This is a genomic window from Kribbella sp. NPDC056861 (assembly GCF_040687575.1).
Taxonomy (GTDB): domain Bacteria; phylum Actinomycetota; class Actinomycetes; order Propionibacteriales; family Kribbellaceae; genus Kribbella.
Genome location: NZ_JBFBNQ010000007.1, coordinates 420553 through 446493 on the forward strand (window position 1 = coordinate 420553; position 25941 = coordinate 446493).

The following is a 25941-nucleotide window of genomic DNA, read 5'->3' on the forward strand; positions in this document are numbered from 1 at the left end:
CCGATCAGCGTGACTGGGTGGCCGCGTGGGGAAGCCACAGCGTGAACTGCGCGCCGCCCGCGGGAGCGTTCCGGGCGTAGATCATGCCGCCGTGCTGCTCGGCCGCGTGCTTCACGATCGCCAACCCCAGGCCGGAGCCCGGCCGGCTGCGCGCCTCGCTGGAGCGGTAGAAGCGCTCGAACACATGCGGCAGATCCGCCTCGGCGATCCCCGGACCGCTGTCGGTGACAGTCAGTACGCCGTCCAGCAGCCGAACGCTGACCCTCCCGACCGGCTGGCCCTCGTGTCGAGGGCCGGCCGAACCATCCGGGACGCTGTACTTCGCCGCGTTGTCGAGCAGGTTCGTCACGGCTCGGCCGAGCAGCCGCTCGTCACCCCAGACGGGGAACGGCGACAATTGCACGTCCCACTCGACCCCTGACGCGCGCCGGCGAACCTTGATCAGCGCGTCCTCGACCACGTTCGCCATTTCGATCAACTCGGCGTCGCGCACCTGTGGGGTGTCGCGGGCCAGCTCGGTCAGGTCGCCGATCAGCGTGGTCAGCTCGTCCATCTGAGCGCGTACGTCGTCCAGCAGTTGCTGGCGGTCGTCGGGCCGCAAGCCGCCGCGTTTGTCCGCTTGCGCGAGCAGATCGAGGTTGGTGCGGATGCTGGTCAACGGCGTACGCAACTCGTGTCCGGCGTCGCCGACCAGTCGTCGCTGCCGGTCCTGCGAGCGGGCAAGGGCTGCCAGCATCGCGTTGAATGCGACCGCCAGCCGGGTGATCTCGTCCGAACCGGTGACCGGGATCGGTCTCAGGTCCTCGGTCCGCGCGATGGTCTCTGCCGCGCCGGTCAGCCGGGCCAGCGGCCGGAGTCCGGACTGCGCGATCGCGTTGCCCGCGAGGGCCGCGCCGATCACGCCGAGCAGGCCGATCGCCCACAAGACGATGCCGAGGTTGTGCAGCGTCCGGTCGATCGGCTTGAGCGACTGCGCCACCACCAGTGCCGCGGGGATGGTCGGGACCTCGTTGCCGCAGGCTTCGCCGTCCTCGCGCGGGCAGAAGCGGGTCTCGACCGCGACCACCCGGAAGTGCGAACTGTTGGGGACGCCGACCGTCTCGATGCTGAAGCCGTCCGGCGCGTCGCCCTGGGCGACGGCCAGTTCGGTGTCGTTCATCGGGGGCAGCGTGCTCTGCTTGGCGCCGAGCTTCTGGCCGGTGTCGAGGTAGACGCCGAGCTGGATGTCGCTGAGCCCGAGAGCGTCGGAGGAGACGTTGCGCAGGTTGAAGTAGTTCGTCAGGACCTTGTTGTTGGCCGCTTGGACGGCGCGGTCCTTCAGGCTGTCGTCGAGGTTGCGGTACATCTGCTGGCGGACCGTCATGTAGGCGCCGATGCTGACGAACGCGACGGCCAGGCCGACGGCGACCGCGGCGAGCAGGGTCACGCGGGCGTGCAGGCTGAGTTGGTGGAGCTTGTCCTGCCACCAGTCCTGGGTGCGGCCGGCTGTTTCGGTGACCCGGTTGCCGTTGCCGGGTTGTCCCGAGTCGGGCGTGGTGGGGCCGGGGGCTGCTGGGCGAGGAGACGCCTGCGGCGCGGATGGGGAGCCGGGGCCGGTGGTTGGCGCGCCTTGGCCGGCGTACGGCGAGCTGGTGCCGGGGGACGGTGTACCGGGGTGGGGCGCACGGGAGCTGCCGTGCGGGCGCGCGCCCGGGCGGTTGTGGCTCGGGCCGAGTTCGAGGGTTTCCTCGTCCGACTGACCGGAGTACCGAGGGAAGTCGTCAGGAGGTTGGGTGCTCACGGCGGGGTGTCCCGCAGGACGTAGCCGATGCCGCGGACCGTGTGGATCAGCCGGGGCAGGCCGTCGACCTCGGTCTTGCGGCGTAGGTAGCCGATGTAGACCTCGAGCGAGTTGGCCGTGGTCGGGAAGTCGTAGCCCCAGACGGCGTCCAGGATCACCGCGCGCTCGAGCACCCGGCGCGGGTTGCGGATCAGCAACTCCAGCAGCGAGAACTCGGTCCGGGTCAGCGGGATCGGGGTCTGGCCGCGGTGCACCTCGTGGGCGTCCACGTCGACCACCAGGTCGGCGTACTGGAGCACCTCGCCGCGCGGGCCGCCCTCGCCCGGCGACGTACTGCGGCGGAGCAGCGCCCGCAGGCGGGCCAGCAGCTCCTCCAGCGCGAACGGCTTGGTCAGGTAGTCGTCGCCGCCCGCGTCCAGCCCGTCCACCCGGTCGGCGACGGCATCGCGGGCGGTCAGCACCAGGATCGGCACGTTGTTGCCTGCGGCCCGGAGCGCCTTCGTGGTCTCCAGCCCGTCCAGGCGGGGCATCATCACGTCCATCACGACCACGTCGGGCTCGACGTTGCCGATCACCGCGAGCGCCTCGGCGCCGTCGGAGGCCGTCACCACCTCGAAGTCGTTGAACTCCAGCGAACGGCGCAGCGAATCCCGGACCGCCCGGTCGTCGTCCACCACCAGTACCCGCATCTCGCGCTCCCGCTCGCCCGCACAGTTCGTTGAGGTGAAGCCCGATCGAGCTCCGCCTCCCGAGGTTATGCGCTCTGTTTGAGAATCCGCTGAGAACCCGCTGATCAGTCCCGAAGGAGTAGGGCGCCCGGCGCCGGATGACCCCAACCAGCGTTCCGAGTGGTCTGCATCACTACCCTGAGAGCGACTTCAGTGACCTCTGGAAGGACCTGACCATGGCTGCCGACAAGTCTGTCCGCAGAGTTGCCCTTCTCACCGCGGGCGGGCTCGCGCCCTGCCTGTCGTCCGCCGTCGGCGGGCTGATCGAGCGCTACAGCGAAGTCGCGCCCGACGTGGAGATCATCGCCTACCTGAACGGGTACCACGGGCTGCTCAGCGGCCGGTACCTCGATGTCACGCCCGAGGTCCGGGCCAAGGCCGGTCTGCTGCACAAGTTCGGCGGCAGCCCGATCGGCAACAGCCGGGTCAAGCTGACCAACACCGCCGACCTGGTCAAGCGCGGCCTGATCGCCGACGGCCAGAACGCGCTGCAGGTGGCGGCCGAGCGGCTGGTCGCCGACGGCGTCGACGTGCTGCACACGATCGGCGGCGACGACACCAACACCACCGCGGCCGACCTGGCGGCGTACCTGCAGGAGCACGACTACGACCTGACCGTGGTCGGCCTGCCGAAGACGATCGACAACGACGTGATCCCGATCAAGCAGAGCCTGGGCGCCTGGACCGCGGCCGAGCAGGGCGCGCTGTTCGCCCGCAACGTGATCGCCGAGCACAGCTCGAACCCGCGGATGCTGGTCGTGCACGAGGTGATGGGCCGCAACTGTGGCTGGCTGACGGCCGCGACCGCGGCGGAGTACCGCAAGTGGGTCACCGCGCAGGAGTGGAACCCGGGTATCGGCCTGGCCGCCGGCGGCTGGGACGTGCACGCGGTTTACGTGCCTGAGGCAACCATTGACCTGGACGCCGAGGCCGAGCGGCTGAAGGCGGTGATGGACGAGAACGACTGCGTCACCATCTTCCTGTCCGAGGGTGCCGGCGTGCCGTCGATCGTGGCCGAGCTGGAGGCTCGCGGCGAGGACGTGCCGCGGGACCCCTTCGGGCACGTGAAGCTCGACGCGATCAACCCGGGCGCCTGGTTCGCCAAGCAGTTCGCGGAGCGGATCGGCGCGGAGAAGACGATGGTGCAGAAGAGCGGCTACTTCAGCCGCTCGGCCGCCGCGAACGACGCCGATCTCGCGCTGATCAAGCAGTGCACGGACTACGCGGTCGACGCGGCCCTGCGCGGCGAGAGCGGCGTGGTCGGGCACGACGAGGAGCGCGGCGACGAACTGCGCGCGATCGAGTTCCCGCGGATTGCCGGCGGCAAGGAGTTCGACCCGAGCGTGGAGTGGTTCGCGGGTCTGCTGGCGGACATCGGGCAGACCAGGTAACAACCGGTTGTAGCTATCTCGAAAGGCGGTCGACCCAGCGGTCGGCCGCCTTTTCGATCTGGTCCAGTACGTCGTCGAAACCCTCGTCCTCGCCGTAGTACGGGTCCGGCACGTCGGCGTCGTCGAACAGCTCGACCGGTACTGCGAGATCGCTGCCGCCGCGCCGCTGCAACGCGGTCAGGTGACCGCTGTCCATCGCGAGCACCAGATCGCGGTCGGCGAACCAGCTGCTGCGAAACTCCTGCGCCTGGTGCGCGCTTCCGTCGTACCCGCGCCGGGCCAGCGCCGCGGCGGCGCGCGAGTCCATCGGATCGCCGATGTGCCAGCCGCTGGTGCCGGAGCTCGTCACGACGACGTCGTCGATCCCCGCGTCGGCGAGCTTGGCGCGCAGCACTACCTCGCCGACCGGGGAGCGGCAGATGTTGCCGGTGCAGACGACCTCGACATGCCGCACTGGATTGCTCACCGCAGGGTCACCGGATCTCGGCCTTGTCCGGCAGTACTGCGTTGAGCAGCATGCCGACCAGGGTGATCACGAGCGAGCCCAGCAGCGCGGCGCCGAAGCTGTTCACGTGGAACTGCACGTCCAGCTTGTCGGTGATCCACGAGGTGAGCAGCAGCATCAGCGCGTTGATCACGAAGATCAGCAGGCCCAGCGTGAGGATGATGAACGGCAGCGAGACCAGCTTCGCGATCGGCTTCACCACCGCGTTCACGATGCCGAAGATGGCCGCCACGATCAGCAGCGTCAGCACCCGGCGTCCGGTGGTCGCACCCTGCAGCGTGATTCCACTGACAACCCAGCTCGCCACCGCCAGGGCCACCGCGTTGGCCAGCAACTTGATGATCAGGTTCTTCATACCCCCGATCCTGCCACCCCACTGTTCACCCCAGGCCCACCACGCCGGGGACGGATCCGGTCAGCTCCGGGGTGCGTCGGACTCGCAGTGAACTCAGGAGGGTGGGGTGGTGATGGCTTCGAGCAGGGATTCCTCCGCGCCGGCCAGGTGGCGGCGGAGCTCCTCGACGCATTCGTCCAGGTCGCCCTTCTCCAGCAGGCGGACCAGTTTGCGGTGCGAGGCGACCTGTTGTTTGGCGTCCTGGCGGAGCGCGTCGACCCGGGCCAGGGCGAGTCTGGCCTCGCCGGTGATCGAGTCGGCGGTGGCGGTCAGGCGTTCGCTGCCGGTGAGGGCGACCAGGCTGCGGTGGATCGCCAGGTGGGTCTCGGTCATCGCCTCCGGGTCGGCGCCTTCCTTGGCGGTGGCCGCGAAGGTGCGCATCGCGGCGCGAACCCGCTCGCGGGCCGCCTCGTCGGCGTCGTACCAGGCTCTGATCCCGGCCGACTCGAGCACGAACCGGGCCCGGCAGATGTCGGCGACCGCGGCCGGGTGCAGGATCGCGACGCTGACGCCCTTGTTCGGCTCGCGGACCGCGAGGCCCTCGGTGACCAGCATCGTCATCGCTTCCCGGACCGTACTGCGGGCCACCCCGAGCGCCTCGGCCAGTGGTTGCTCGCGCAACGGTGTCCCCGGTTCGAGGTCCCCGGCGAAGAGGGCGGCGCGGAGCGCGTCGACGACCCGGTCCACCGTGGTCGAGCGGTCAACCCGCAGCCGTTCGTACATGCAGCGATTCTCGTCCAGTCAGGGGCCGTTGTCGCCTCCGGCACGGTCAATCCGGGCAGTCGGCGGTCAACCTGTGGATAACTATCGACATAATGACCTGGTTTTCGGGCAGTCTGTGACTCAGTGGCCGCCCCTCCTCCCGCTCGAGCGGGCGGAGACACAGCAAGGAGATCAGCGTGGGTGACAGCAAGGCGATGCCGGTGATCGGCGGCGTCATGCTCATATTCCTCCTTCCGCTCCTGCTGGTGATCGCGATGCTGGTCGGCGTGATGAGCGGGATGGACAGCGCCGCCGCCTGTACGCCGACCCCCGCGACCGAGTCGTCGATGGCCTGGCCGACCGACAAGACCTCGACCGACCAGGGCTGGGACGACGACGGCGACGAGACCCACAAGGGTGTCGACTTCGTGGTCGACAAGGGCAGCAAGGTGTACGCGGTCGAGTCCGGCAAGGTGAAGTCGGTCAGCGGCGACTGGATCAAGATCGCGCACGGCGACAACGGCGAGCTCGAGACCTGGTACAAGTTCCTCGACACCAAGTCCGTCGGGGCGAACGACACGGTCACCCGCGGCCAGGTGATCGGGACGGTCGGCGAGGGCGACGAGTCGGCGCCGGGCAAGAGCGGCGCCCACCTGCACTTCGAGGTCTGGGCCAAGGGCGACGGCGGCGGCGGGCTCAAGCAGTCCGACCCGGCCAAGCTCTTCTCGACCGGCAGCTCCACCTCTAGCCCCTCGGGTGGCGGCGGGTGCGGCTGCGGTGGCACGGACGGCCCGCTGGTCGGCGGCAACAACCAGGAGAAGGCGTTCAACTTCCTGGTCACGGCCGGCTACACCAAGCAGCAGGCCGCCGGCATCGTCGGCAACATGATCCACGAGTCGAGCGTCGAGCCGCAGCGACTCAACGGCACCGCCTCCGGGGTGAAGACCTCGGCCGCGACGGCCGCCGGGCTGGGCAACAAGGCCTGGGGCATCGTCCAGTGGTATCCGGCCAGCAAGATGATCAACCCGTCGAAGGCCGCGGGCGCCAGCTACGAGCAGATCGAGACCCTCGAGCACCAGCTCAAGTTCCTGGCCGCGCAGTTGGACGGCACCGGCGCGGTCGCGCTGAAGGCCGTCGGCGACAAGATGAAGGCGACCAAGTCGGTCGACGAGGCCGCCTACACCTTCGCCCACGACTTCGAGATCTTCACCACCAACGACAACGACCCGGAGTACGCGCGTCGCCAGGCGACCGCGCGGCAGGTGTTCGAGACCTTCGGCGGCGGCGAGGACCCGGGCGGCAACCCCGGCTCAGGTCCGGCGACCGGCTGTGCGGCCGGCAGCGGCAACATCGCGGCGGTCGCGATCTCGCTGGCCTGGCCCGAGGGCGGGCACGGCAAGAACAAGGGCGACGCGACCCCGGCGTACCAGGCGGCGCTGCCGAAGTACAACAGCGAGAACGGGTACGAGGTGTGGAGCGACTGCGGGCGGTTCGTGGCCACGGTGATGCGGATGAGCGGCGCCGACCCCGACTACCCGATGGTCTCCACCGGTGTCCAGGACAACTATCTGCGGACGTCCGGGAAGTACGACGTGTTCGACGTGATCACCATCGACCAACTGCAACCGGGTGACATCTTCATCGGCACCGGCCACACGTACATGTTTGTCGGCTCGTACGGCAAGTACAACTCCGTCGCCGGCTCGCTGGGAGACCATGTTCCGGAGGCGGGTTACGCCTACAACGTCGGCAAGGCCGCGCAGTTCGCCGTCGCCCGGCTGAAGAAATAGGAGCGGATGATGGAGGAGGACGGCCGGCGCACGCTGGTGATCGGAGTCGTGGCGCTGCTGGTGGTGATCGTGCTGGTCGGGGGCTTCCTGGTCTGGCGGCACGACCCGAAGGCGGAGCTGACCGTGAAGTCGATTCCGAACGACCTGACCCTGCTGCTGGACGGTCAGGCGATCGCGGCCAACGGCAAGACCGACGTCCGGCCCGGCGAGCACACATTGGTGGCCAAGCGCGAAGGCTTCCAGACCTACTCCGAGACGATCACCGTGCGGGGCAAGGATCCGGTCTCGGTGAAGATGTACCTGTACGCCAACGGTCCGGTCGGCCGCGAGTGGGTGCAGAACAACCCTGGCCAGGAGCGCGAGGCCGAGCAGGAGGCAGGCAAGCGGTACGACGAGATCCAGCGGCGGCTGGCGGCGAAGTACCCGGTGCTGGCGGAGCTGCCGTACATCGGTCCCGGCTTCAAGGCGACGTACCAGGCGTCGAAGTCGGACCCGAAGAACCCCGAGGCGATCTCGCTGAAGATCACCCTGTTCGGGCCCGAGGGCAAGAAGGAAGCCCTCGAGTGGATCGCCGGTCACCGCTGGGATCCGGCCTCGCTGGACATCATCTACGTCACCAGCTGACGCGTCGCGGCGGCAGTATCCGAGGTCATGTTGACGCGGGTAAGGCCACCCTGCACACTGACTGATTGTCGGACAATCAGGGGATCGGGCAATGCTCCGGTCTGAGCGCAACGAGGTGTGCACATGGGTCAGCCGCTGGGGTGGGGTCGCCGTTATCTGATGGTCCGGCCGGACCATTTCCGGATCGACTACGTGATCAATCCGTACATGTCGACCCAGGACCAGCCCGACCCCGAGCTGTCCCTGAAGCAGTGGGACGCGCTCCGGCAGGCGATCGTCGACGCCGGCGGCGAGGTCGAGGTGCTGGACCAGCGCGAAGACTCGCCGGACATGGTCTACGCGATGAACCTCGGGCTCGCCACCGCCCAGGGCAAGGCGATGCTCTCGCACATGCGGTTCGAGCCGCGCCGCAAGGAGTCGCTGACCGCGGCCGAGTGGTTCATGGAGCACGACTTCGAGCTGAAGCGGACCGGCAGCGACGGCGTCGGCCCGCACTTCGAGTCCGGTGACGCCTTCGTCTTCGGCGACAGCCTGGTGGTCGGCTACGGCCCGCGGACCCAGGTAGACGCGCTCAAGCACCTGGCGACCGAGTGGGGCATCCGGGTCCGCGGCCTGCGGATCCAGCACGAGGGCATGTACCACCTCGACCTGCCGTTCTGCCCGGTCGACAGCACCCACGCGATGGTCTACCCGCCGGCTTTGGACGCGGCCAGCCAGGCCGAGCTGTTCGAGATCGTGCCGGACCCGATCGTGCTGACCGACGAGGAGGCGTTCGCGTTCAGCGGCAACTCGCTGGTGGTGAACGAGACGATCATCATGCCGGCCTGCTCGCCGCGGCTGCGCGAGATCCTGACCGGCCTCGGGCTGCGGATCGTCGTCGTCGACCTGTCCGAGTTCCACAAGGGTGGCGGGTCGGCGCGCTGCATGACCAACCCGCTCGACTTCGACCTCACGCCCGCCGGGTTCGCCGGTGGCGAGGTGATCCTGCCCAGCTAGTCCGCAGAAGGTCCGTACGGCGAGTCGTCGGCCGGGCACCTGCCCAGAGTTCAGCTGGTTTGCTGGACGAATGGGCGGGTTGCCCGGCCAGTTTGATGCCTGGGTGGTGACACCTTCCCAGGGGCACTGAGCAATTTGTCCAGTGCGATTCCTTGGGGTTCTAAGCCGGCGAGGTTGAGGCTAGCCTGCGGGCATGACGACCCCTCACGATGAGGTCCGGTTCCGTTCCGTGCTGGACGATGTCGCGGCTTACAAGCCGGGCAAGCCGCCGGAGCGCGCCGATGGCCGCCCGACGTTCAAGCTGTCCAGCAACGAGAACCCGTACCCGCCGCTGCCGGGGGTGCTCGCCGCCGCCACCGAGGCCGCCGCGAACATGAACCGGTACCCCGACATGGGCGCGCTGCCGCTGCTCGAGGCGCTGTCGGAGCGGTTCGACGTACCGGTCGGCGACCTGGCCATCGGGACGGGCTCGGTCGCCGTGCTCTACCACCTGATGCAGGCCGCCTGCAGCGAAGGCGACGAGGTCGTCTACGCCTGGCGGTCGTTCGAGGCCTACCCGATCGCGGTGCAGCTGACCGGCGCGACCTCCGTCCGGGTCCCGCTGACCGAGGACGCGCGGCACGACCTCAAGGCGATGGAAGCCGCCATCACCGATCGGACCAAGGTCATCCTGGTCTGTACGCCGAACAACCCGACCGGCCCGGTCGTCCGTCGCGACGAGCTCGAGGCGTTCCTTGACGCGGTACCGCGCAACGTGCTGGTGGTGCTGGACGAGGCGTACCGCGAGTTCGTTCGTGAGCCGGAGACGCCGGACTGCATCGAGATGTACCGGGACCGGCCGAACGTGGTCGTGCTGCGGACCTTCTCGAAGGCCTACGGGTTGGCCGGCTTCCGGGTCGGTTATGCGATCGGGCACCCGCCGGTGATCGCTGCGATCCGCAAGTGCGCATTGCCGTTCGGTGTCAGCGAGGTGGCCCAGGCCGCCGCGGTCGCGTCGCTGCGTGCCGAGAAGGAGCTGCTGGACCGGGTCGAGGACCTCGTGGTCGAGCGGACCCGGGTGGTCGGCGAGCTGCGCGCGGCCGGCTGGGACGTCCCCGAGACGCATGCGAACTTTGTCTGGATGCCGCTGGGTGACGAGACTGTCGCGTTCGCCGAGGCGGTCCAGGCCGAGGGCGTTTCGGTCCGGCCGTTCCCGGGCGAGGGTGCTCGGGTGACGATCGGTGAGCGCGAAGCCAACGACCTCTTCCTGACGATCGCGTGCGCCTGGCGCCAGTGAGGAACCTGATCTGGATCTCGGGCGCGTCATCCGGGATCGGGGCGGCGCTCGCCGTCAGTACGCCGTACGCGGACGCGCGGGTGATCGACCTGTCCCGGAGGGGTGGAGTGGTCGAGCACTTCGCGGCGGATCTCGCGGATCCGGCGGACTGGCAGCGGGTCGAGGAGCACTTCGTCGCGGAGCTTGCCGGGTTCGATGGTGAGCGGGTGATCTTTGTGCACAACGCGGGCACGGTTGTGCCGATCGGGCCGGCCGCGACGGTGGATGCGTCGGCCTATGCGCGGGCGGTGCTGCTGAACTCGGCGGCGCCGCAGGTGTTGGGGCGGGCGTTCTTGCGGGCTACTGCGGCGCTCGATTGTGAGAAGCATCTGGTGATGCTGTCGTCGGGGGCTGCTTCGAAGGCTTATCCGGGGTGGTCGGCTTACAACGCGGGGAAGGCGGCCGTTGAGCACTGGGTGCGGTCGGTCGGGCTGGAGCAAGCCGCTGTGGACGATGGCGCAGGCGCAGGCGCTGCGGCTGCGGCTGGGGCTGGGGCCGGCGATGGGGCAGAGCAAGGCGGTGCCGGGGCGGTGCGGGGCTGCCGGGTGGTTGCGGTGGCGCCGGGGGTGGTGGACACGGCGATGCAGGACGAGATCCGGGCTGTGGACGAGCAGGACTTTCCGGCCGTCGAGCGGTTCCGGGAGCTCAAGCGCTCCGGTGGGTTGATCACACCGGAGGAGGCGGCGGCCGGGTTGTGGGCGGTGATCGCCGCGCGGTACCCGACGGGCAGTGTGCTCGATCTGAGAGATCTGCCGGGCTGAAGAAGCACGCACTCGCTCGGCCCCCGCTGGGACGGGGGCCGAGCGAGTGTCGTACTGAACAGAGCTTGGAGCCAAGAAAGCGGCACCGGGAAGGAGTGAGGCTTGCTTCCCGATGCCGCTTCAAGGTGTTGCTACCGGTTGATCACCCCACCGAGGCGATCCGTCCGGTGTCCTACGTCACTGACCAGGGAGGGGAGGTCAGTTGGCGGAGGAGTCCTGCTCGCAGGTCTTCAGCGCGTCGGACGAGTTGCCCTTGGCGCCGACGCCCAGCAGCGCGGTGATGTCGCTGACCGGGACCTGCGCACCCACGGCGTTGACCGGGATGGTGTTGTGGCAGGCCTGGAACGGGCCGACGTTCGTGTTGGAGACCGACACGAGGCCGTCGTCGCCAACGCGGTACCACTTCGAGCTGTTCGCCTTCGAGCTCTGCTCGCAGGTCTTGACGGCGGTGGCGTGGTTGTCCTTCGCGCCGAAGCCGATGACGCCGGTGATGTCCTCAACCGGAACCTGCGCGCCGACCGCGTTGACCGGGACGAAGTTGTGGCAGGCCTGGAACGGGCCGAGGTTGGTGTTGTCAATGGCGACCAGGCCGCCGTTGTTCTTCACCCAGTACCAGTGCTTGCCGCCCTTGGTGGCACCCGTCAGCGCCGAAGCGTCGGCGGCGCTGGTGGCCTTGGTGCTGTCGTCGATCATGTTCGCGCTAACGACGGTGGCCAGGCCCAGCGTAGCAACGGTCGCCACTGCCGCTGCGGCGGCGATCTTGCGTGTTACCTGCATTATGCGAGGTTTCCTTTCGGGTATGACGGATTCGTCTTAGTGGGTAACGACAGGTAGCTGGGCGGGTTACAGAATTCGTGGTCATTTTTTCGGCGCAGGCGGGAATAGCGCGGAAGTCATAGCAGCCGGATGATGGGTTGGCTGCCGCCGCAGGAATCTGTCTCTGACCAGGCAACTTGTCGCTCGGCCAAGGCAACTCGCAGGTAGCCGGGAGGTGAGAACAATTCGGTTCTGTTACAGCCGTAACCGATCGGCAGTTTCCTCGTTGTGTGATCGCAGGCGAAGTACTGCCTGTCTTTGATGGGTATTTTCGGCGGGCTCGGTGGCCGGCGAAATGGGCAATACCACGACACAACGGATTGTCACGCATCATTGCCGGAGTTCGCGCCGTGTTTTTTCGGGGCATGGCGCCGGCCTGGCAACACGGTCCCGCTGCCGCGCGCATCGGCAGCGGTGGGAGACCCGGGCACCCCATGGGAGCCCGGGTCTTTCCCTTTCCCGGGGTGAGTCCCGGCGGGTGACTACCGGGTGAGCCGAGCGGGCTGCGCCCGGCGGGTGACTACGCCGTACGGCGGCGTTCGGCGCTGACCACCAGCGCGACGCCGAGGACGACCACCGCGCCGCCGAGCAGGATCTCGGTCGTGACGCGCTCGCTCAGCACCAGCCAGCCGAGGAAGACCGCGACCACCGGGTTCACGTAGGCGTAGGTGCCGATCAGCGAGATCGGGGCGTTCGCCAGTAAGTAGGAGTAGGCGGAGTACGCGAGCAGCGAGCCGAAGACGACCAGGTAGGCCAGCGCGATCCAGCCGCTGGAGTGGATCGCGCCGAGGTCGAGCCGGCCCGGTTCGCCGCGGAGGACGCCGATCAGGACCATCGCGGCGCCGCCGATCGCCATCTCGTACAGGGTCGCGACCAGCGGGTCCTTCGGCAGGCCGAGGCGCGGGGAGAATCGGGAGCCGACCGCCCAGCTGATCGTGCCGGCGACCAGGATCGCGACCGAGAGCGGCTTCGCGGTGGTGTCGCCGCCGGACAGCGCGAGCAACGCGGCGCCGCCGAAGCCGATCAGGACGCCGAGCCAGGTGAGCGGGCGGGGGCGTTCGCCGCCGCCCACCCGGAGCAGCATCAGCCAGAGCGGGACCGCGGCGATCAGCAGCGCGGCCAGGCCGGACGGGACGGTCTGCTCGGCGATCGCCACCGCGCCGTTGCCGAAGGCAAGAAGAAGGAGGCCGACGACGGCCGAGCCGAGTAGTTCGCGGCGGGTGACGCGGAGCCGGCCGAGGCCGGAGCGCAGCGCCAGGAAGGCGGCCAGGAGCACGGCGGCGACCAGGAAGCGGGCCGACATCCCGAGCATCGGCGGGATGTGCGCGTCGACCACCACCCGGATGGCGAGGTAGGTCGAGCCCCAGACCACGTAGACGACCGCGAGCGCCGACCAGATCATCGCTGCGGAGGCCTGCTTGGCGGCGACGCTCTCGGGCAGTACTACGGGCGCGGCGGCCATGCGCGGGTCCTCTCGCTGTCATGAGTTAAATGCAGGAACGATGCTGACAGTAGACCTGGGGGGTGGGAGTCGACAAGAGACTTTTCACCTGCTGGTCGGTTGGTGGTCATGCGCCGAGGTGACGCTGACCCCATGCGCATCCATCTCTTTGCCGCCGCACTGGCCGTCACGGTGGCAGCACCACTCAATGCCCACGCTTCAGTACAGAAAGAAGAGGTAGGGAGAGTCGCGGCAGTTCGTGCGGTGGCTGAGACGGCGCCCAACTGGGATGACGAGGCCGGTGGCGACGCGAACGCTGATGACCCGGCGATCTGGGTCAACCAGGCGCGACCAGTGAAGAGCCTGGTGCTGGGGACGTTGAAAGAAGGTGGGCTCACCGTCTTCGACCTGACCGGTAAAGAGGTGCAGCGGGTGGCAACGCCCGAAAACGGGCGGTTCAACAACGTTGATGTGGTGACCGGTGTGGTGCTGGGCGGGAAGCGGCGGGATCTGGCTGTGGTGACCGATCGGGGGCTGGACAAGCTCCGGGTGTACTCCGTCGGTGAGCGGGGCGTCGAGGACGTCACCAGTGCCACGGCTCCTCTCGTCTTCAGTAAGAACAGTGCGGAGGTCGAGGAGCAGCGCACGGCGTACGGCGTGGCGACGATCAACCTCGGCGGTCAGGCGTTCGTCGCGGTCAGCCGGCGGAGCGAGGCGCGGATCGGGGTGTTCCGGCTGGTGGCCGAGCGTGGCGGCAAGGTCAGCTATCGCGCGGTGAAGCAGTTCGACCTGCCGACGACCTTCCGGTTGAAGAACGGATCGACCTGGTCGCCGTGTGAGGACCCGGGCGACCGGCCGCAGTTCGAGGGCATGGTGTTCGACCAGACCAACGCCACTCTGTACGCCGCGCAGGAGGACGTCGGCGTCTGGCGGCTCCCACTCGGTGGGAAGCCGGTGTTGCTGGAGAAGACGCGCGAGTTCGGCCAGCCGGCGGCGTACGACGAAGCGACCGAGGAATGCGCCCCGACCGGCCCGGTCTCGCCGGACGGCGGCAAGCACCTGAGCGCTGACGCGGAGGGCCTGACCATCGCCTATCGCGGCGCCGCCAAGACCCTCTACGCGTCCAGCCAGGGTGACTCGACCTTCGCCGCTTACCGGATCACCGCGAAGGGGCTGGAGTACCGCGACGGCTTCCAGGTGGTCGACGGTCAGGCGGCGGACGGCGTACAGCACAGTGACGGCGCGGCGGTCACCACCAAGCCGCTCGGCCCGCTCTTCCCGCACGGTCTGCTGGCGATCCATGACGGTGAGAACACCCCGGGTGACGCTGACCGGGAGGGGACCAACTTCAAACTGGTACGCCTGGAGCAGTTGCCCTGATCGGTACCGGGTTGTGACACAAATCGCACCCGTGGCTCATCCGTGTTACACCGTCGGGATTCAGGCGTGCGACCGGCCCGGATATGACCAGTGGATGGACTGGTGTCTCATCGTGAGACGGCTTTCGGTACCGGCGTACAAGTCGGCGTCCAGACAGTTAGCGGATCAGCAACCTGCTGGGTACGGTGTCCGGCAAGATGGGCAGTGGTACCAGTGAGGAGGTCCGCTGCCCAGCGGTGAGTACCACCCTGCATCAACCTGGATCCACGCGGTCCCGCCTGCGAAGCCTCACCCGGCTGGCTGGGCCGGGGCCCGTGCAACGTTGCGGACGCGGCGATCCCGCGCTCGAACCCCGAGGAGTGCATGTGAGTGAGTCGGTGCCGGGCCTTGCCCCGGAAGTGTTCGCGCCCGGTGAGGCGCCGGTCAGTCCCGCCCAGCCTGTCGAGGAGGTGGAGTTCGTCCAGCTGCTGACGCCTGAAGGTGAGCGCGTCGAGCACCCGGACTACTCCTTCGACCTCGACGACGAGGCGATCAAGGGCTTCTACCGGGACATGGTCATGGTCCGCCGGATCGACACCGAGGCGACTGCCCTGCAGCGCCAGGGTGAACTCGGTCTGTGGGCCTCCCTGCTCGGTCAGGAGGCCGCCCAGATCGGCTCCGGCCGGGCGCTGAAGACCAACGACATGGTCTTCCCGACGTACCGCGAGCACGGCGTGGCCTGGTGCAAGGGTGTCGACCCGCTGAATCTGCTCGGCCTGTTCCGCGGCGTCGACCAGGGCGCCTGGGACCCGCGCGACAACAACTTCCACCTCTACACGATCGTGATCGGCGCCCAGACGCTGCACGCGACCGGGTACGCGATGGGTCAGCAGCGCGACCACGCGGTCGGCGACGAGAACGGCGAGGCGACGATCGCGTACTTCGGCGACGGCGCCAGCAGCCAGGGCGACGTGAACGAGGCCTTCATCTACGCCTCGGTCTTCAACGCACCCGTCGTCTTCTTCTGCCAGAACAACCAGTGGGCCATCTCGGAGCCGATCGACCGGCAGACCCGGATCCCGCTGTACCAGCGCGCGGCCGGCTTCGGCTTCCCCGGCGTCCGCGTCGACGGCAACGACGTGCTGGCGACGTACGCCGTCACCCAGCAGGCGCTGAAGCGCGCCCGGGAGGGCAGCGGCCCGACCTTCGTCGAGGCCTACACCTACCGGATGGGCGCCCACACGACGTCGGACGACCCGACGAAGTACCGGCTGTCGGAGGACCTGGAGTACTGGAAGCTGAAGGACCCGATCGAGCGCGTGAAGGCCTACCTGGCCCGCTCGATCGGCGTCGAGCACGAGTTCTTCGAGCAGATCGAGGCCGAGGCCGACCAGGTCGCCGCCACGCTGCGGGCCGGCTGCCTGGCGATGCCGGACCCGAAGATGAACGACTTCTTCGAGCACGCGTACGTCGAGAAGACCCCGCAACTGGTCGAGCAGCAGGCGCAGTACAACGCCTATGCCGCCTCCTTCGAAGGGGAGCAGTGAGATGGCGAAGATCAGCCTGGGCAAGGGCATCAACCAGGGCCTGCGGGCCGCCATGGAGAAGGACCCGAAGGTCCTGATCATGGGCGAGGACATCGGCAAGCTCGGCGGCGTCTTCCGGGTCACCGAAGGTCTGCAGAAGGACTTCGGCGAGGACCGGGTGATCGACACCCCGCTGGCCGAGTCCGGCATCATCGGCACCGCGGTCGGCCTGGCGCTGCGCGGCTACCGGCCGGTGTGCGAGATCCAGTTCGACGGGTTCGTCTTCCCGGCGTACGACCAGATCATCAACCAGGTCGCCAAGATGCACTACCGGTCGATGGGCAAGCTGAAGATGCCGATCGTGATCCGGATCCCGTTCGGCGGCGGCATCGGCGCGGTCGAGCACCACTCGGAGTCGCCGGAGACGCTGTTCGCGCACGTCCCCGGTCTCAAGGTGGTCACCTGCGGCGACCCGGTCGACGCGTACTGGATGATCCAGCAGGCGATCGCGACCGACGACCCGGTGGTGTTCTTCGAGCCGAAGCGCCGGTACCACGAGAAGGCGGAGCTGGACGAGAACGCGGAGCCGTTCCCGCTGTTCAAGGCGAAGGTGGTCCGCGAGGGCGCCGACGCGACGCTGTTCTGCTACGGCCCGATGGTGAAGACCTGTCTGCAGGCGGCCGAGGCCGCGCTCGAGGACGGCCGCAACCTGGAGGTCGTCGACCTGCGCTCGGTCGCGCCGCTGGACCTGGCGACCATCTTCGCGTCGGTCAAGAAGACCCGGCGCGCGGTCGTCGTGCACGAGGCGCCGCTGTCGCTCGGCCCGGGCTCGGAGCTCGCCGCGCGGGTCAGCGAGGAGTGCTTCTACCACCTCGAGGCGCCGGTACTGCGGGTCACCGGCTACGACACCCCCTATCCGCCGTCGCGGATGGAGGAGGAGTACCTGCCCGACCTGGACCGGGTACTCGACGCCGTCGACCGGGTGATGGGGTACTGATGGGGATCCAGCAGTTCCGCCTCCCCGACGTGGGAGAAGGCCTGGTCGAGGCCGAGATCGTCAGCTGGAAGGTCAAGGTCGGCGACACGGTCAAGCTGAACGACACCGTGGTCGAGATCGAGACCGCGAAGTCGCTGGTCGAGCTGCCGGTCCCGTTCGCGGGTGTCGTCGCCGAGCTTCTGGTGCCGGAGGGCGAGACGGTCGACGTCGGTACGCCGATCATCTCGGTGCAGACCGCCGACGACGGCGCGGCCGCCGACCTGATCCCGTCGATCCCTGACGAGGACGAGGCCATCGAGCCCGGCAAGATCGGCGGTGCCGCCCCGGGTGGGCGCACCGCGGTGCTGGTCGGCTACGGCCCGAAGACGACGGAAGCCAAGCGCCGCCCCCGCAAGGGCGGTGCTGTTGCGGCAGCAGAACCAGTAGCAGTAGCAGTAGTTCCAGAGCCTGAACCAGTTGTTGTCCAAAGCAATGAAATTCAGGGATCCGTGCACGTGCTGGCCAAGCCGCCGGTGCGGAAGCTGGCCAAGGATCTCGGCATCGACCTCGGCCAGGTGACCGCCAGCGGTCCGGGCGGGATCATCACCCGCGCCGACGTCGAGAACCACACCTCCGCACCCCAACGGCCGGCAGCTGTTGCCGCGCCGGTGGTGAGCGCGCAGGGGGACACCCGGATCCCGATCAAGGGTGTCGTCAAGGTGATGGCGCAGGCGATGGTGAACTCCGCGTTCACCGCGCCGCACGTGACCGAGTGGATCACCGTCGACGTCAGCGCCACGATGGAGCTGGTCGAGCGGCTGAAGAAGGACAAGGCGTTCAAGGACCTGCGGGTCTCGCCGTTGCTGATCGTCGCGAAGGCGGTCACCCTGGCGGCCCGCCGGACGCCGATCATCAACTCCACCTGGGACGAGGCGAACCAGGAGATCGTGCTCAAGGGCTCGGTCAACCTCGGGATCGCCGCGGCCACCCCGCGCGGGCTGATCGTGCCGAACATCAAGTCGGCCGACGCGCTCACCCTGCCTGAGCTGGCCGGCGCCCTGAACGGCCTGGTCGCCACCGCCCGCGAGGGCAAGACCTCCCCGGCCGACCAGGCCGGCGGGTCGTTCACGATCACCAACGTCGGTGTCTTCGGCATCGACGCCGGCACACCGATCATCAACCCGGGCGAATCCGCGATCCTCGCCTTCGGCGCGGTCCGCAAGCAGCCCTGGGTGGTGGACGACCAGATCGTGCCGCGCTGGATCACCACTCTCGCGCTGTCGTTCGACCACCGCCTGATCGACGGCGAGAAGGGCTCCACCTTCCTCGCCGACGTCGCGAGCATCCTGGAAGACCCGGCTCGCGCCCTGATGTTCTGACGGGCACGCCGGCCCGGGCAGTCCCGGGCCGGCGTCCCGCTCACTTCTCGGGGTAGAGCTTGCCGAGGAGCTTGCCATCCTTGTCGTACGCCCTGACCTTGAGCGACTCGTTGCTGGAGTGACTGTTCTTGTCGAGCGCGGTGAAGGCGAACCAGCCGCCCTCGAGCGGCGACTCGTACTTCGGGCCGGAGCCGATCTGCACCACGATCTTGGCGGTGCCGACCGGTGCCCGCCCCCAACCAGAGGGCAGCGACCGGCCGCAGACCGTGCCTTCGCAGTCCGTACCCTCAGGAAGAATCGTGGCGATCTCCTTGCCGAGAGACCCGTCAGGCCACTGGATCCGTGGGTAGTCCGTGCCGAGGTCGTCGAGGCGCAAGGCGGTGACCCCCCAGCCGTAGCCGGAGCCCCGGACCTCGTCCGTCGGCAACTGGCAGGCGATCGCTGTCCTGCCGGACGGCGAGGTCGCGATCAGTAGCGCGCGGGAGAATCCGCGGTAGTTCTTCTCGCTCTCCAGATTCAGCCGGTCGGAGACCTGGATGTGCCACTTGGTCATGTCGACCCACGCGTTCACCGAGCAGTTGCGAAGCTGGTCGGCCGCGTTCTTCGGGAGCGGATCCGCCTTCGCGGCAGCGACCAGCGCGGCCGACGGTTTGTCCCCGCCGGGAATCGTGCAGAAGTAGGGCCCGCCGGAACCGCCGCCCTTCGGTGCGAAGAACTGCGAGCTCACCGACCGGAAGCCGGTAGTTCCCTTCAGCGAGGTCTCCACACCGGGGTACCGCAACGAGCAGCGGCGCTCGGCCTCCTGCTTGGAGATCCGCTGGGCCGCGCCGTCCTCGCCGCGGGGGACCCCCGGGACCGGGCTGAACTGGGAGTTCTCGGTGCCGGCTACACCGGGCTCGTCGCCGCCCGGGGTGAGGTTGGGGATGACGGCGACGGCGAGGGCCACCACCGCGACGCCGGCGATGGCGCCGCCCGCACCCAGGAAGCGGCGGCGGCGCAGGCCGCGGTGGCCTCGGGTGAGGACCGTCGCGGTGTCGAAGTGGTCCAGTGGTTCGGCGTCGGTCAGGCGGTGTAGTTCAGCGCTGACCGTGCGGGTGTCTTCCATCTCGTTCTCCTTCACAGCGCCGGACTCCGTCGCCGATCGATGGCCTTGCGGAGAGTGTCGAGGCCGCGGGCGGCCTGGCTTTTCACCGTGCCCTCCGAGCACCCGAGGATCTCCGCGGTCTGCTCGACCGAGAGGTCCTCGTAGTACCGCAGGACGACGCAGGCACGCTGCCGTGGCGCCAGTGCTCGCAGCGCTTCGAGCACTTCGTCACGGTCAGCGTGCCCGGCCGCGAAGTCGCCGCCGTGGACGGCAGAATCCGGGACCTCGGCGCTGGTGACCTCCCGGCGCCAGGGCCGCCGGCCACTGTCGTACGCGACGTTGACCAGCATCCGGCGGGCGTAGGCGAACGGGTTGCCGGCCCGTTGCACCTTCGGCCAGGCGAGGTACAGCTTGTAGAGCGTCTCCTGGACGACGTCGTCCGCCTTGTGCCGGTCGCCGCCGATCAGGTACGCCGTCCTCCGTAGCGACGGACCGGCCGCCTCCACGAACTCGACGAACGCCTTGTCCCGCTTCGCCATCCGCGCCTCCACTCTCCATGTCCCCCTCAAGACGGAAGGCCCGTTCCTTCAGGTTGCACCTCTGGTGGGGGCAGTTCGCGAGACAGTGGCCGGCCCGGACACAAAAGGAGAGAGGGGATCCCGGGCGGGGGATCCCCTCTCTCTGACCGTGCGCCGCGCTCAGCCGAGTCGGCCGAGGGCGGGGGTCACCAGCGCTTGACGCCGTCCAGCGCGTCGACCAGGCCCTCGCCGAAGAAGGCGTTGTTGGCCGTGGTGCCGGTGCAGCGGGCGTCGACGACGGCCGGGCAGGCCGTGTCGTCGGCGTCGACCCGCAGCGCCTTCTCGATCTCGGCCGGCTTCAGCCACGGGCGGTTCGACTTGATCAGCGCGGCCACCCCGGCCACGTGCGGCGACGCCATCGACGTACCGCTCTTCAGGCCGTACTTGCCGCCGGGGATCGTGGACAGGATGCTGCTGCCCGGCGCCGCCACGTCGATCTTGTTCAGACCGAGGTTGGAGAACCCGCTGCGGATCCCGGCGCGGGTGGTGCTGGCCACGGTGAGGACGCCCGGCAGTTCGGTCGGGATGTCCAGGCACTCGTTGTTGATCGTCCGGCTGATCGGGGTGCCGTCGTTCGGGCTGGCGGTGTCGGTGGTCTTGTTCGCCAGGTCGTAGTTCGCGTTGCCGGCGGCAGCGACCGACAGCACACCCTTGCTGGTCGCGAAGCTGACGGCCCGGCGGACGGCCTCCTGGACCGCGCCCTGGTCACCGTCGTCGTTGCACCAGAACTCCCACGGGTCGATGAAGTAACTGTGGTTCGTCACGTCCATCTTGTGCTCGGCGGCCCAGACCCAGCCGCAGATCGCGTACTCCGGGAAGATGTAGCCGTCGTCGTTGACGACCTTCACCGAGGCGATCCGGACACCCGGCGCGACGCCGACGATGCCGACCCCGTTGCGGGCGGCGCCGACGGTGCCGGCCACGTGGGTGCCGTGGTCACTGGTGGTCGGCCGCCAGACACCGGGAGTGGTGTCCGGTACGCCGTTGTTGTTGCAGCTGACCGAGTTGGCGGCGTCGAAGTTCGGCGCCAGGTCCGGGTGGGTGTCGTCCACACCAGAGTCGTTGATGCCGACCAAAACGCGGTTGCTGCCGTCGCTCTGCTCGTGCGCCTTGTCGGCCTTGATCTGGACCATGTCCCACTGCTCGCCCTCGCGCGGGTCGAGCGCCGGGACGGACTCGTTGGCCTGCAGACCCTTGGTGGTGGCGGGCTTGGCGGCCGCGCCGACCGGACCCTCGGTGACGGCCGTGGTGCGGGTGGCACCGACGGTCTGAACGCTTTTGCCGTTCTTGCCGAGCTTCACGTCGGTCCGGAAGGTCGGGCTGGTCGACTGCGCGATGATCACGCCCAGGTCGCCGTACGACTGGACGACCTTGCCGCCGGCCGCCTCGATCGCCTGCTCGGTCCGGTCGATGTGGATCGGGACCGGCTTGGTGTTGACCACGTAGTTCATCAGGATGCCCGGCTCGGCCGCGGCGGTGGCCGTGGCGGACGGGGACAGCGGCGCGGCGTGGGCAGCGGCAGTGCCGGCGCCGGCGAAAGCCAGGGCCACGACGGCCAGGCCGGCGCTCAGCCGGCGGGTACGAGAGCGTGGGGACAAGACATCTCCTCGTGAAGGCGGTCGGACGGGAACGCTGGCCAGAGCCTAGATCGCCGGTGGCCGTCGCAGGTCCTGGCAAAGCCAAGACACGGGAAACCCTGCACTAATGACGACGCTGTCCACAACTCCCCACATTTGTGGATATGCCTGTGGATAACTTGGTATGTAAGATAGATACAACAGAGATACGTGATCTGAGAGGGTGTTGTGGTCAGCGAGGGTCCGACCAGCGCGTTGGTGCTGGGCGACGAGACAACCGAAATCGCACGAATAGTCGCGGATGCGGCGCCCGGGGTGGAGAAGATCCCCGCGGCGGAGCGCGTCTACGCATATGTGAAGGCAGCCATCCTCGACCGGGTCTACCCCGGCAACGAGTTGCTGACCGAGGGGGAGCTGGCGGCCGCCGTCGGAGTCTCCCGTACTCCGGTCCGAGAGGCGCTGCTGCGGCTGGAGGAGTCCGGCCTGGTCAAGCTCTACCCGAAGAAGGGCGCTCTCGTCCTGCCGGTGCTGGCCCAGGAGGTCAACGACGTACTGGAGGCGCGCGAGCTGATCGAGACGCACGCCGCGGCGAAGGTCTGGCCGCGCCGCAAGCAGCTGGCCGAGAAGCTGGTCCCGCTGGTGCAGGAGATGCGCGATCACCGAAAGGCCGGGGACGCCAAGCAGTTCCTGTTTGCCGACCGGGTCTTCCACGAGGCGATCGTCGGTGCCGCGGGCAACGAGATCCTGGCCAAGCTCTACAACAGCCTGCGCGACCGGCAGGTCCGGATGGGCGTGCCCGGGATCGAGATGCAGCCGGCCCGGATGGACAAGTCCATCGCCGCCCACCAGGAGATGATCGACGCGCTCGGCGGCAACAGCGCCAAGCGCTTCCGCGAGCTCGTCATCGACCACATCCACGTCGCCGCGACGGATCTGCGGGGCTGGCAGTGACCGAACTCCTCTTCCCCCTGGGCGGTCGGCGAGCCTGGGCGGTCTGGGCTACTGCTGTCTTCACCTACCTGGTCACCGTGCTGCACCGCGGCTCGATGAGCGTCGCCGGTCTGCAGGCGGCCGAGCGGTTCGACATCTCGGCGTCCGCGCTGGCCAGCTTCACCGTCGTCCAGTTGACCGTGTACGCCGCGATGCAGGTGCCGGTCGGCATCCTGCTGGACCGCTACGGCTCGAAGCGGCTGCTGATCGCCGCCTCGGGTCTGTTGTTCGTTGCCCAGTCGGCCTTCAGCCTGGTCGACTCCTACCCCGCGGCCCTGGCTGCGCGAGCAGTGCTCGGCGTCGGCGACGCGCTGGTCTTCATCAGCGTGCTGCGCGTCGTCATGTCCTGGTTCCCCGCGCTCAAGCAGCCGGTGATGTCCCAGGTGACAGGCATGCTCGGCGGCCTCGGCGCGATCGTCTCGACAGTGCCGATGGCAGCCGCGTTCCATGCGTTCGGCTGGACCCCCACCTTCGCCGCTGCGAGCGTGCTCAGCCTGGTGGCCGGCCTGGCCGTCCTCCTCCTGCTCAAGGACAGCCCGTACGACGTATCGCCGCACCGCGCGAAGCAGCCGATCGCTCTGGTCCGCCGCAACCTGCGCCGAGCCTGGAAGGAGCCGGGCACCCGCCTCGGCCTCTGGACGCACTTCACCACCAGCTTCTCGGGCGGCACCTTCGGACTGCTCTGGGGCTACCCTTTCCTGGTCCAGGGGCAGGGCGTCGCACCGACCACGGCCGCGGCGATGCTGATCCTGCCGGTGCTGGCCGGGTTCTGCTACGGCCCGCTGGTCGGCCGGTACGCCGCGAAGTTCCCGTTCTACCGGTCCTGGATCGTGCTGGCCGTGATCGGCGGATCGGTGCTGATGTGGACCGTCGTACTGGCGTGGCCGGGCCGGGCCCCGATGCCGGTGCTGCTCCTGCTGATCGTCGTACAGGCTGCTGGTGGGCCCGGCTCGATGCTGGGGCTGGACTACGCCCGGACGTTCAACCCGACGACCCGCTTCGGCGCGGCCAACGGGATGGTCAACACCGGCGGCTTCATCGCGATGCTGATCTGCATCGGGATGGTCGGGATCCTGCTGGACGCCTCGTCCGGTGGCGCGCCGCAGACCCTCGGTGACTTCAAGACCGCGCTGGCCTTCCAGTACGTGCTGTGGGCGGTCGGCACCAGCCAGATCCTGCGCTACCGCCGCAAGGCGCGCGCCACGCTCGCGCGGTACAACCCGGAGATCTACGAAGCGCTCCGGGCGAACCAGATCGTGCCGCTCAAGAACGACACCGGCGAGTTCGCCAAGGTCGGCAGCTGAGCTGAGACAGCCCGTGCCAGCGCCTGGCACGGGCTGTCAGCCCAGTGCCAGGCACCTGACAGCGGGTGGACGCACGGTAGTCCCAGTAAGCAGTAGCCATCTGGGAGGAACCGATGTCCACAACGAACCAGCTCGCCATCTCGGCCGAGGGTCTGGTCAAGAAATATGGCAGTACCACCGCGCTGGACGGCGTGGATCTGAGCGTGCCGACCGGCACCGTGCTCGGCGTCCTCGGCCCGAACGGCGCCGGCAAGACCACCGCGGTCCGGATTCTCGGCACGCTGCTGCGGCCGGATGCCGGTCACGCGACCGTCGGCGGGTTCGACGTCGTCCGGGAAGCGCCGCGGGTCCGCGAGATCATCGGCCTGACCGGGCAGTACGCCTCGGTCGACGAGGACATGTCCGGCCGCCGCAACCTGGTGATGATCGGCCGGCTGCTCGGCCTGCCGCGAGCCCAGGCCAAGGCGCGAGCCGGCGAACTGCTGGAGCGTTTCGAGCTGTCCGACGCAGGGGATCGGATCGCCAAGACGTACTCCGGCGGGATGCGCCGCCGCCTCGACCTGGCCGCGAGCCTGGTCGGCAACCCGAGCATCCTCTACCTGGACGAGCCGACCACCGGTCTCGACCCGCACGCCCGCAACGGGGTGTGGGACACGATCCGCAACCTGGTGCTCGACGGTACGACGGTGCTGCTCACCACGCAGTACCTGGAGGAGGCCGATGCGCTGGCCGACTCGCTGCTGGTCTTCGACAAGGGCCGGGTGGTCGCTGAAGGGCGGCCGGCCGAGCTCAAGGCGCAGGCCGGCAAGAAGTCGCTCGACGTCCGGCCAGCCGAGCCGGGTCACCTCGAGCGGGTCGCCGCGATCGTCTCCGAGGCGGTCGGCGTCCGGCCGACGGTCGATGTCGTGAACGCGCTGGTGAGCGTCCCGGTGCCGGACGGTACGTCGATGCCGGTGGTGGTCCGCCGCCTCGACGAGGCCGGCATCGCGGTCACCGAGCTGGCGCTGCGGCTGCCGAGTCTCGACGAGGTCTTCCTCGCCCTGACCGGGCACGCCACCGAAGTACAGGACAACGCCGTACTGGAAGGAGCGGGCCGATGAGCACCGCGACACTCGAACCAACCGGCACTCCGGCCGCCCACGCGGCCCGCCGCAACCGCCCGTTCGCCTGGGCCGAGCAGAGCCTGACGCTTGCCTGGCGCAACATCGTCCGGATCCGGCAGAATCCCGAAGCGCTGGCGGACGTGACGTTCCAGCCGATCATCTTCCTGCTGCTGTTCCTGTTCGTCTTCGGCGGCGCGATCGCCGGCGGCGGCACCTGGCACGACTACCTGCCCTACCTGCTGCCCGGCGTCCTCGTGCAGTCGGTGGTGTTCTCCACCCTCGGCACCGGCGTCGGCCTGAACGACGACTTCGCCAAAGGCGTCTTCGACCGCTTCCGCAGCTTGCCGATCGCCCGGGTCGCGCCACTGATCGGCGCCGTTCTCGGCGACACGGTCCGCTACCTGACCTCGATCGTCATCTTGATGGTGACCGGCTTCATCCTCGGCTTCCGCTTCGAGAACGGCGTCGGCAACGGCCTGCTCGCCTGCCTGGTGGTGCTGCTCTTCGCCCTGTCGCTGTGCTGGATCTGGGTCTGGCTCGGCCTCAAGCTGAAGACCGCTCAAGGCGTCCAGGGCATCGCCTTCCTGGTGATGTTCCCGCTCACCTTCGGCAGCAACATCTTCGTCCAGTCCGACACCCTGCCCGGTTTCCTCCAGGCGTGGACCAAGATCAACCCGCTCACCTACCTGGTCGACTCGATGCGCGGTCTGATGCTCGGAGGCGACGTCCAGAAGCCGCTGCTGATCACGGTCGCGTGGATGGTGGGGCTGGTAGCAGTCTTCGCTCCGCTCGCAATCCGCGCCTACCGCCAGCGCACCTGAG

At 68.6% G+C, this 25941-nt stretch carries 24 protein-coding genes; 14 read left to right on the forward strand and 10 right to left on the reverse strand.

From position 1 onward, the window contains the following. Nucleotides 1–4: 4 nt before the first annotated feature. Nucleotides 5–1780: an ATP-binding protein gene (locus AB0P21_RS33725; RefSeq protein WP_363702072.1), complete on the reverse strand. Its 1776-nt coding sequence runs from the start codon at nucleotides 1778–1780 to the stop codon at nucleotides 5–7. Then, a complete protein-coding gene (locus AB0P21_RS33730; RefSeq protein WP_363702074.1) occupies nucleotides 1777–2469 on the reverse strand; it encodes a response regulator transcription factor in 693 nt (230 codons plus the stop codon). Before AB0P21_RS33730 ends, AB0P21_RS33725 begins: the two co-directional genes overlap by 4 nt. A gap of 215 nt (nucleotides 2470–2684) precedes the next feature. Here AB0P21_RS33730 and AB0P21_RS33735 point away from each other — a divergent pair, with 215 nt between their 5' ends. Then, the gene (locus tag AB0P21_RS33735; RefSeq protein WP_363702076.1) at nucleotides 2685–3899 is read left to right on the forward strand and encodes a pyrophosphate--fructose-6-phosphate 1-phosphotransferase; all 1215 of its coding nucleotides are present in this window, start codon (nucleotides 2685–2687) and stop codon (nucleotides 3897–3899) included. 13 nt (nucleotides 3900–3912) lie between these two features. On the opposite strand, the gene AB0P21_RS33740 is transcribed toward AB0P21_RS33735, so the two are convergent. The 3 genes from AB0P21_RS33740 to AB0P21_RS33750 all read right to left on the reverse strand — a co-directional run bounded on the left by AB0P21_RS33740 (nucleotide 3913) and on the right by AB0P21_RS33750 (nucleotide 5521). Next, complete coding sequence (locus tag AB0P21_RS33740; RefSeq protein ID WP_363702078.1) at nucleotides 3913–4365, reverse strand: low molecular weight protein-tyrosine-phosphatase; 453 nt, start codon at nucleotides 4363–4365, stop codon at nucleotides 3913–3915. Nucleotides 4366–4372: 7 nt separating this feature from the next. Then, entirely contained in the window at nucleotides 4373–4759 is a 387-nt protein-coding gene (locus AB0P21_RS33745) for a phage holin family protein (RefSeq protein ID WP_363702080.1), read from the reverse strand. A gap of 93 nt (nucleotides 4760–4852) precedes the next feature. Continuing rightward, nucleotides 4853–5521 carry a GntR family transcriptional regulator gene (locus tag AB0P21_RS33750; protein WP_363702082.1) on the reverse strand — a complete coding sequence of 223 codons (669 nt, stop codon included), beginning with the start codon at nucleotides 5519–5521 and terminating at the stop codon, nucleotides 4853–4855. Nucleotides 5522–5697: 176 nt separating this feature from the next. On the opposite strand from AB0P21_RS33750, the gene AB0P21_RS33755 reads away from it, so the two are divergent. The 5 genes from AB0P21_RS33755 (at nucleotide 5698) to AB0P21_RS33775 (ending at nucleotide 10986) form a co-directional block, all read left to right on the forward strand. Continuing rightward, on the forward strand, nucleotides 5698–7290 hold the full coding sequence (locus tag AB0P21_RS33755) for a phage tail tip lysozyme (RefSeq protein ID WP_363702084.1): 1593 nt from the start codon (nucleotides 5698–5700) through the stop codon (nucleotides 7288–7290). Nucleotides 7291–7296: 6 nt separating this feature from the next. After that, complete coding sequence (locus AB0P21_RS33760) at nucleotides 7297–7914, forward strand: PEGA domain-containing protein (RefSeq protein WP_363702086.1); 618 nt, start codon at nucleotides 7297–7299, stop codon at nucleotides 7912–7914. A 123-nt stretch (nucleotides 7915–8037) separates the two neighbouring features. Next, nucleotides 8038–8910 carry an arginine deiminase family protein gene (locus AB0P21_RS33765; RefSeq protein WP_363702088.1) on the forward strand — a complete coding sequence of 291 codons (873 nt, stop codon included), beginning with the start codon at nucleotides 8038–8040 and terminating at the stop codon, nucleotides 8908–8910. A 193-nt stretch (nucleotides 8911–9103) separates the two neighbouring features. Further along, nucleotides 9104–10186, forward strand: a complete 1083-nt coding sequence (gene hisC / locus AB0P21_RS33770; protein ID WP_363702090.1) for a histidinol-phosphate transaminase — start codon at nucleotides 9104–9106, stop codon at nucleotides 10184–10186. After that, nucleotides 10183–10986 carry an SDR family NAD(P)-dependent oxidoreductase gene (locus AB0P21_RS33775; RefSeq protein WP_363702092.1) on the forward strand — a complete coding sequence of 268 codons (804 nt, stop codon included), beginning with the start codon at nucleotides 10183–10185 and terminating at the stop codon, nucleotides 10984–10986. The genes hisC and AB0P21_RS33775 overlap by 4 nt, the downstream gene beginning before the upstream one ends. 198 nt (nucleotides 10987–11184) lie before the next feature. Here AB0P21_RS33775 and AB0P21_RS33780 read toward each other — a convergent pair whose 3' ends face one another. Further along, nucleotides 11185–11763 (reverse strand): hypothetical protein, encoded by a 579-nt coding sequence (locus tag AB0P21_RS33780; RefSeq protein ID WP_363702094.1) that lies wholly within the window; start codon nucleotides 11761–11763, stop codon nucleotides 11185–11187. A 559-nt stretch (nucleotides 11764–12322) separates the two neighbouring features. Then, the gene (locus AB0P21_RS33785; RefSeq protein ID WP_363702096.1) at nucleotides 12323–13264 is read right to left on the reverse strand and encodes an EamA family transporter; all 942 of its coding nucleotides are present in this window, start codon (nucleotides 13262–13264) and stop codon (nucleotides 12323–12325) included. A 132-nt stretch (nucleotides 13265–13396) separates the two neighbouring features. Here AB0P21_RS33785 and AB0P21_RS33790 point away from each other — a divergent pair, with 132 nt between their 5' ends. The 4 genes from AB0P21_RS33790 (at nucleotide 13397) to AB0P21_RS33805 (ending at nucleotide 18483) form a co-directional block, all read left to right on the forward strand. Beyond that, nucleotides 13397–14623, forward strand: a complete 1227-nt coding sequence (locus AB0P21_RS33790; RefSeq protein WP_363702098.1) for a phytase — start codon at nucleotides 13397–13399, stop codon at nucleotides 14621–14623. Nucleotides 14624–15072: 449 nt separating this feature from the next. Next, the gene (gene pdhA, locus AB0P21_RS33795; protein WP_363702335.1) at nucleotides 15073–16149 is read left to right on the forward strand and encodes a pyruvate dehydrogenase (acetyl-transferring) E1 component subunit alpha; all 1077 of its coding nucleotides are present in this window, start codon (nucleotides 15073–15075) and stop codon (nucleotides 16147–16149) included. Between the two features lies 1 nt (nucleotide 16150). Next, a complete protein-coding gene (locus AB0P21_RS33800; protein ID WP_363702100.1) occupies nucleotides 16151–17125 on the forward strand; it encodes an alpha-ketoacid dehydrogenase subunit beta in 975 nt (324 codons plus the stop codon). Next, nucleotides 17125–18483 (forward strand): dihydrolipoamide acetyltransferase family protein, encoded by a 1359-nt coding sequence (locus tag AB0P21_RS33805; protein ID WP_363702102.1) that lies wholly within the window; start codon nucleotides 17125–17127, stop codon nucleotides 18481–18483. Before AB0P21_RS33800 ends, AB0P21_RS33805 begins: the two co-directional genes overlap by 1 nt. Before the next feature lie 40 nt (nucleotides 18484–18523). On the opposite strand, the gene AB0P21_RS33810 is transcribed toward AB0P21_RS33805, so the two are convergent. From AB0P21_RS33810 to AB0P21_RS33820, 3 genes are all read right to left on the reverse strand, one after another. Beyond that, a complete protein-coding gene (locus tag AB0P21_RS33810; protein WP_363702104.1) occupies nucleotides 18524–19588 on the reverse strand; it encodes a hypothetical protein in 1065 nt (354 codons plus the stop codon). A gap of 11 nt (nucleotides 19589–19599) precedes the next feature. Next, the gene (locus AB0P21_RS33815) at nucleotides 19600–20106 is read right to left on the reverse strand and encodes a SigE family RNA polymerase sigma factor (protein WP_363702106.1); all 507 of its coding nucleotides are present in this window, start codon (nucleotides 20104–20106) and stop codon (nucleotides 19600–19602) included. Between the two features lie 185 nt (nucleotides 20107–20291). Continuing rightward, nucleotides 20292–21743 (reverse strand): S8 family serine peptidase, encoded by a 1452-nt coding sequence (locus AB0P21_RS33820; RefSeq protein WP_363702108.1) that lies wholly within the window; start codon nucleotides 21741–21743, stop codon nucleotides 20292–20294. A 207-nt stretch (nucleotides 21744–21950) separates the two neighbouring features. Here AB0P21_RS33820 and AB0P21_RS33825 point away from each other — a divergent pair, with 207 nt between their 5' ends. The 4 genes from AB0P21_RS33825 to AB0P21_RS33840 all read left to right on the forward strand — a co-directional run bounded on the left by AB0P21_RS33825 (nucleotide 21951) and on the right by AB0P21_RS33840 (nucleotide 25940). Further along, the gene (locus tag AB0P21_RS33825; protein ID WP_363702110.1) at nucleotides 21951–22673 is read left to right on the forward strand and encodes a GntR family transcriptional regulator; all 723 of its coding nucleotides are present in this window, start codon (nucleotides 21951–21953) and stop codon (nucleotides 22671–22673) included. Next, complete coding sequence (locus AB0P21_RS33830) at nucleotides 22670–24016, forward strand: MFS transporter (protein WP_363702112.1); 1347 nt, start codon at nucleotides 22670–22672, stop codon at nucleotides 24014–24016. The genes AB0P21_RS33825 and AB0P21_RS33830 overlap by 4 nt, the downstream gene beginning before the upstream one ends. A gap of 113 nt (nucleotides 24017–24129) precedes the next feature. Continuing rightward, nucleotides 24130–25116 (forward strand): ATP-binding cassette domain-containing protein, encoded by a 987-nt coding sequence (locus AB0P21_RS33835; protein ID WP_363702114.1) that lies wholly within the window; start codon nucleotides 24130–24132, stop codon nucleotides 25114–25116. Beyond that, nucleotides 25113–25940, forward strand: a complete 828-nt coding sequence (locus tag AB0P21_RS33840; protein WP_363702116.1) for an ABC transporter permease — start codon at nucleotides 25113–25115, stop codon at nucleotides 25938–25940. The genes AB0P21_RS33835 and AB0P21_RS33840 overlap by 4 nt, the downstream gene beginning before the upstream one ends. Nucleotide 25941: the final 1 nt, after the last annotated feature.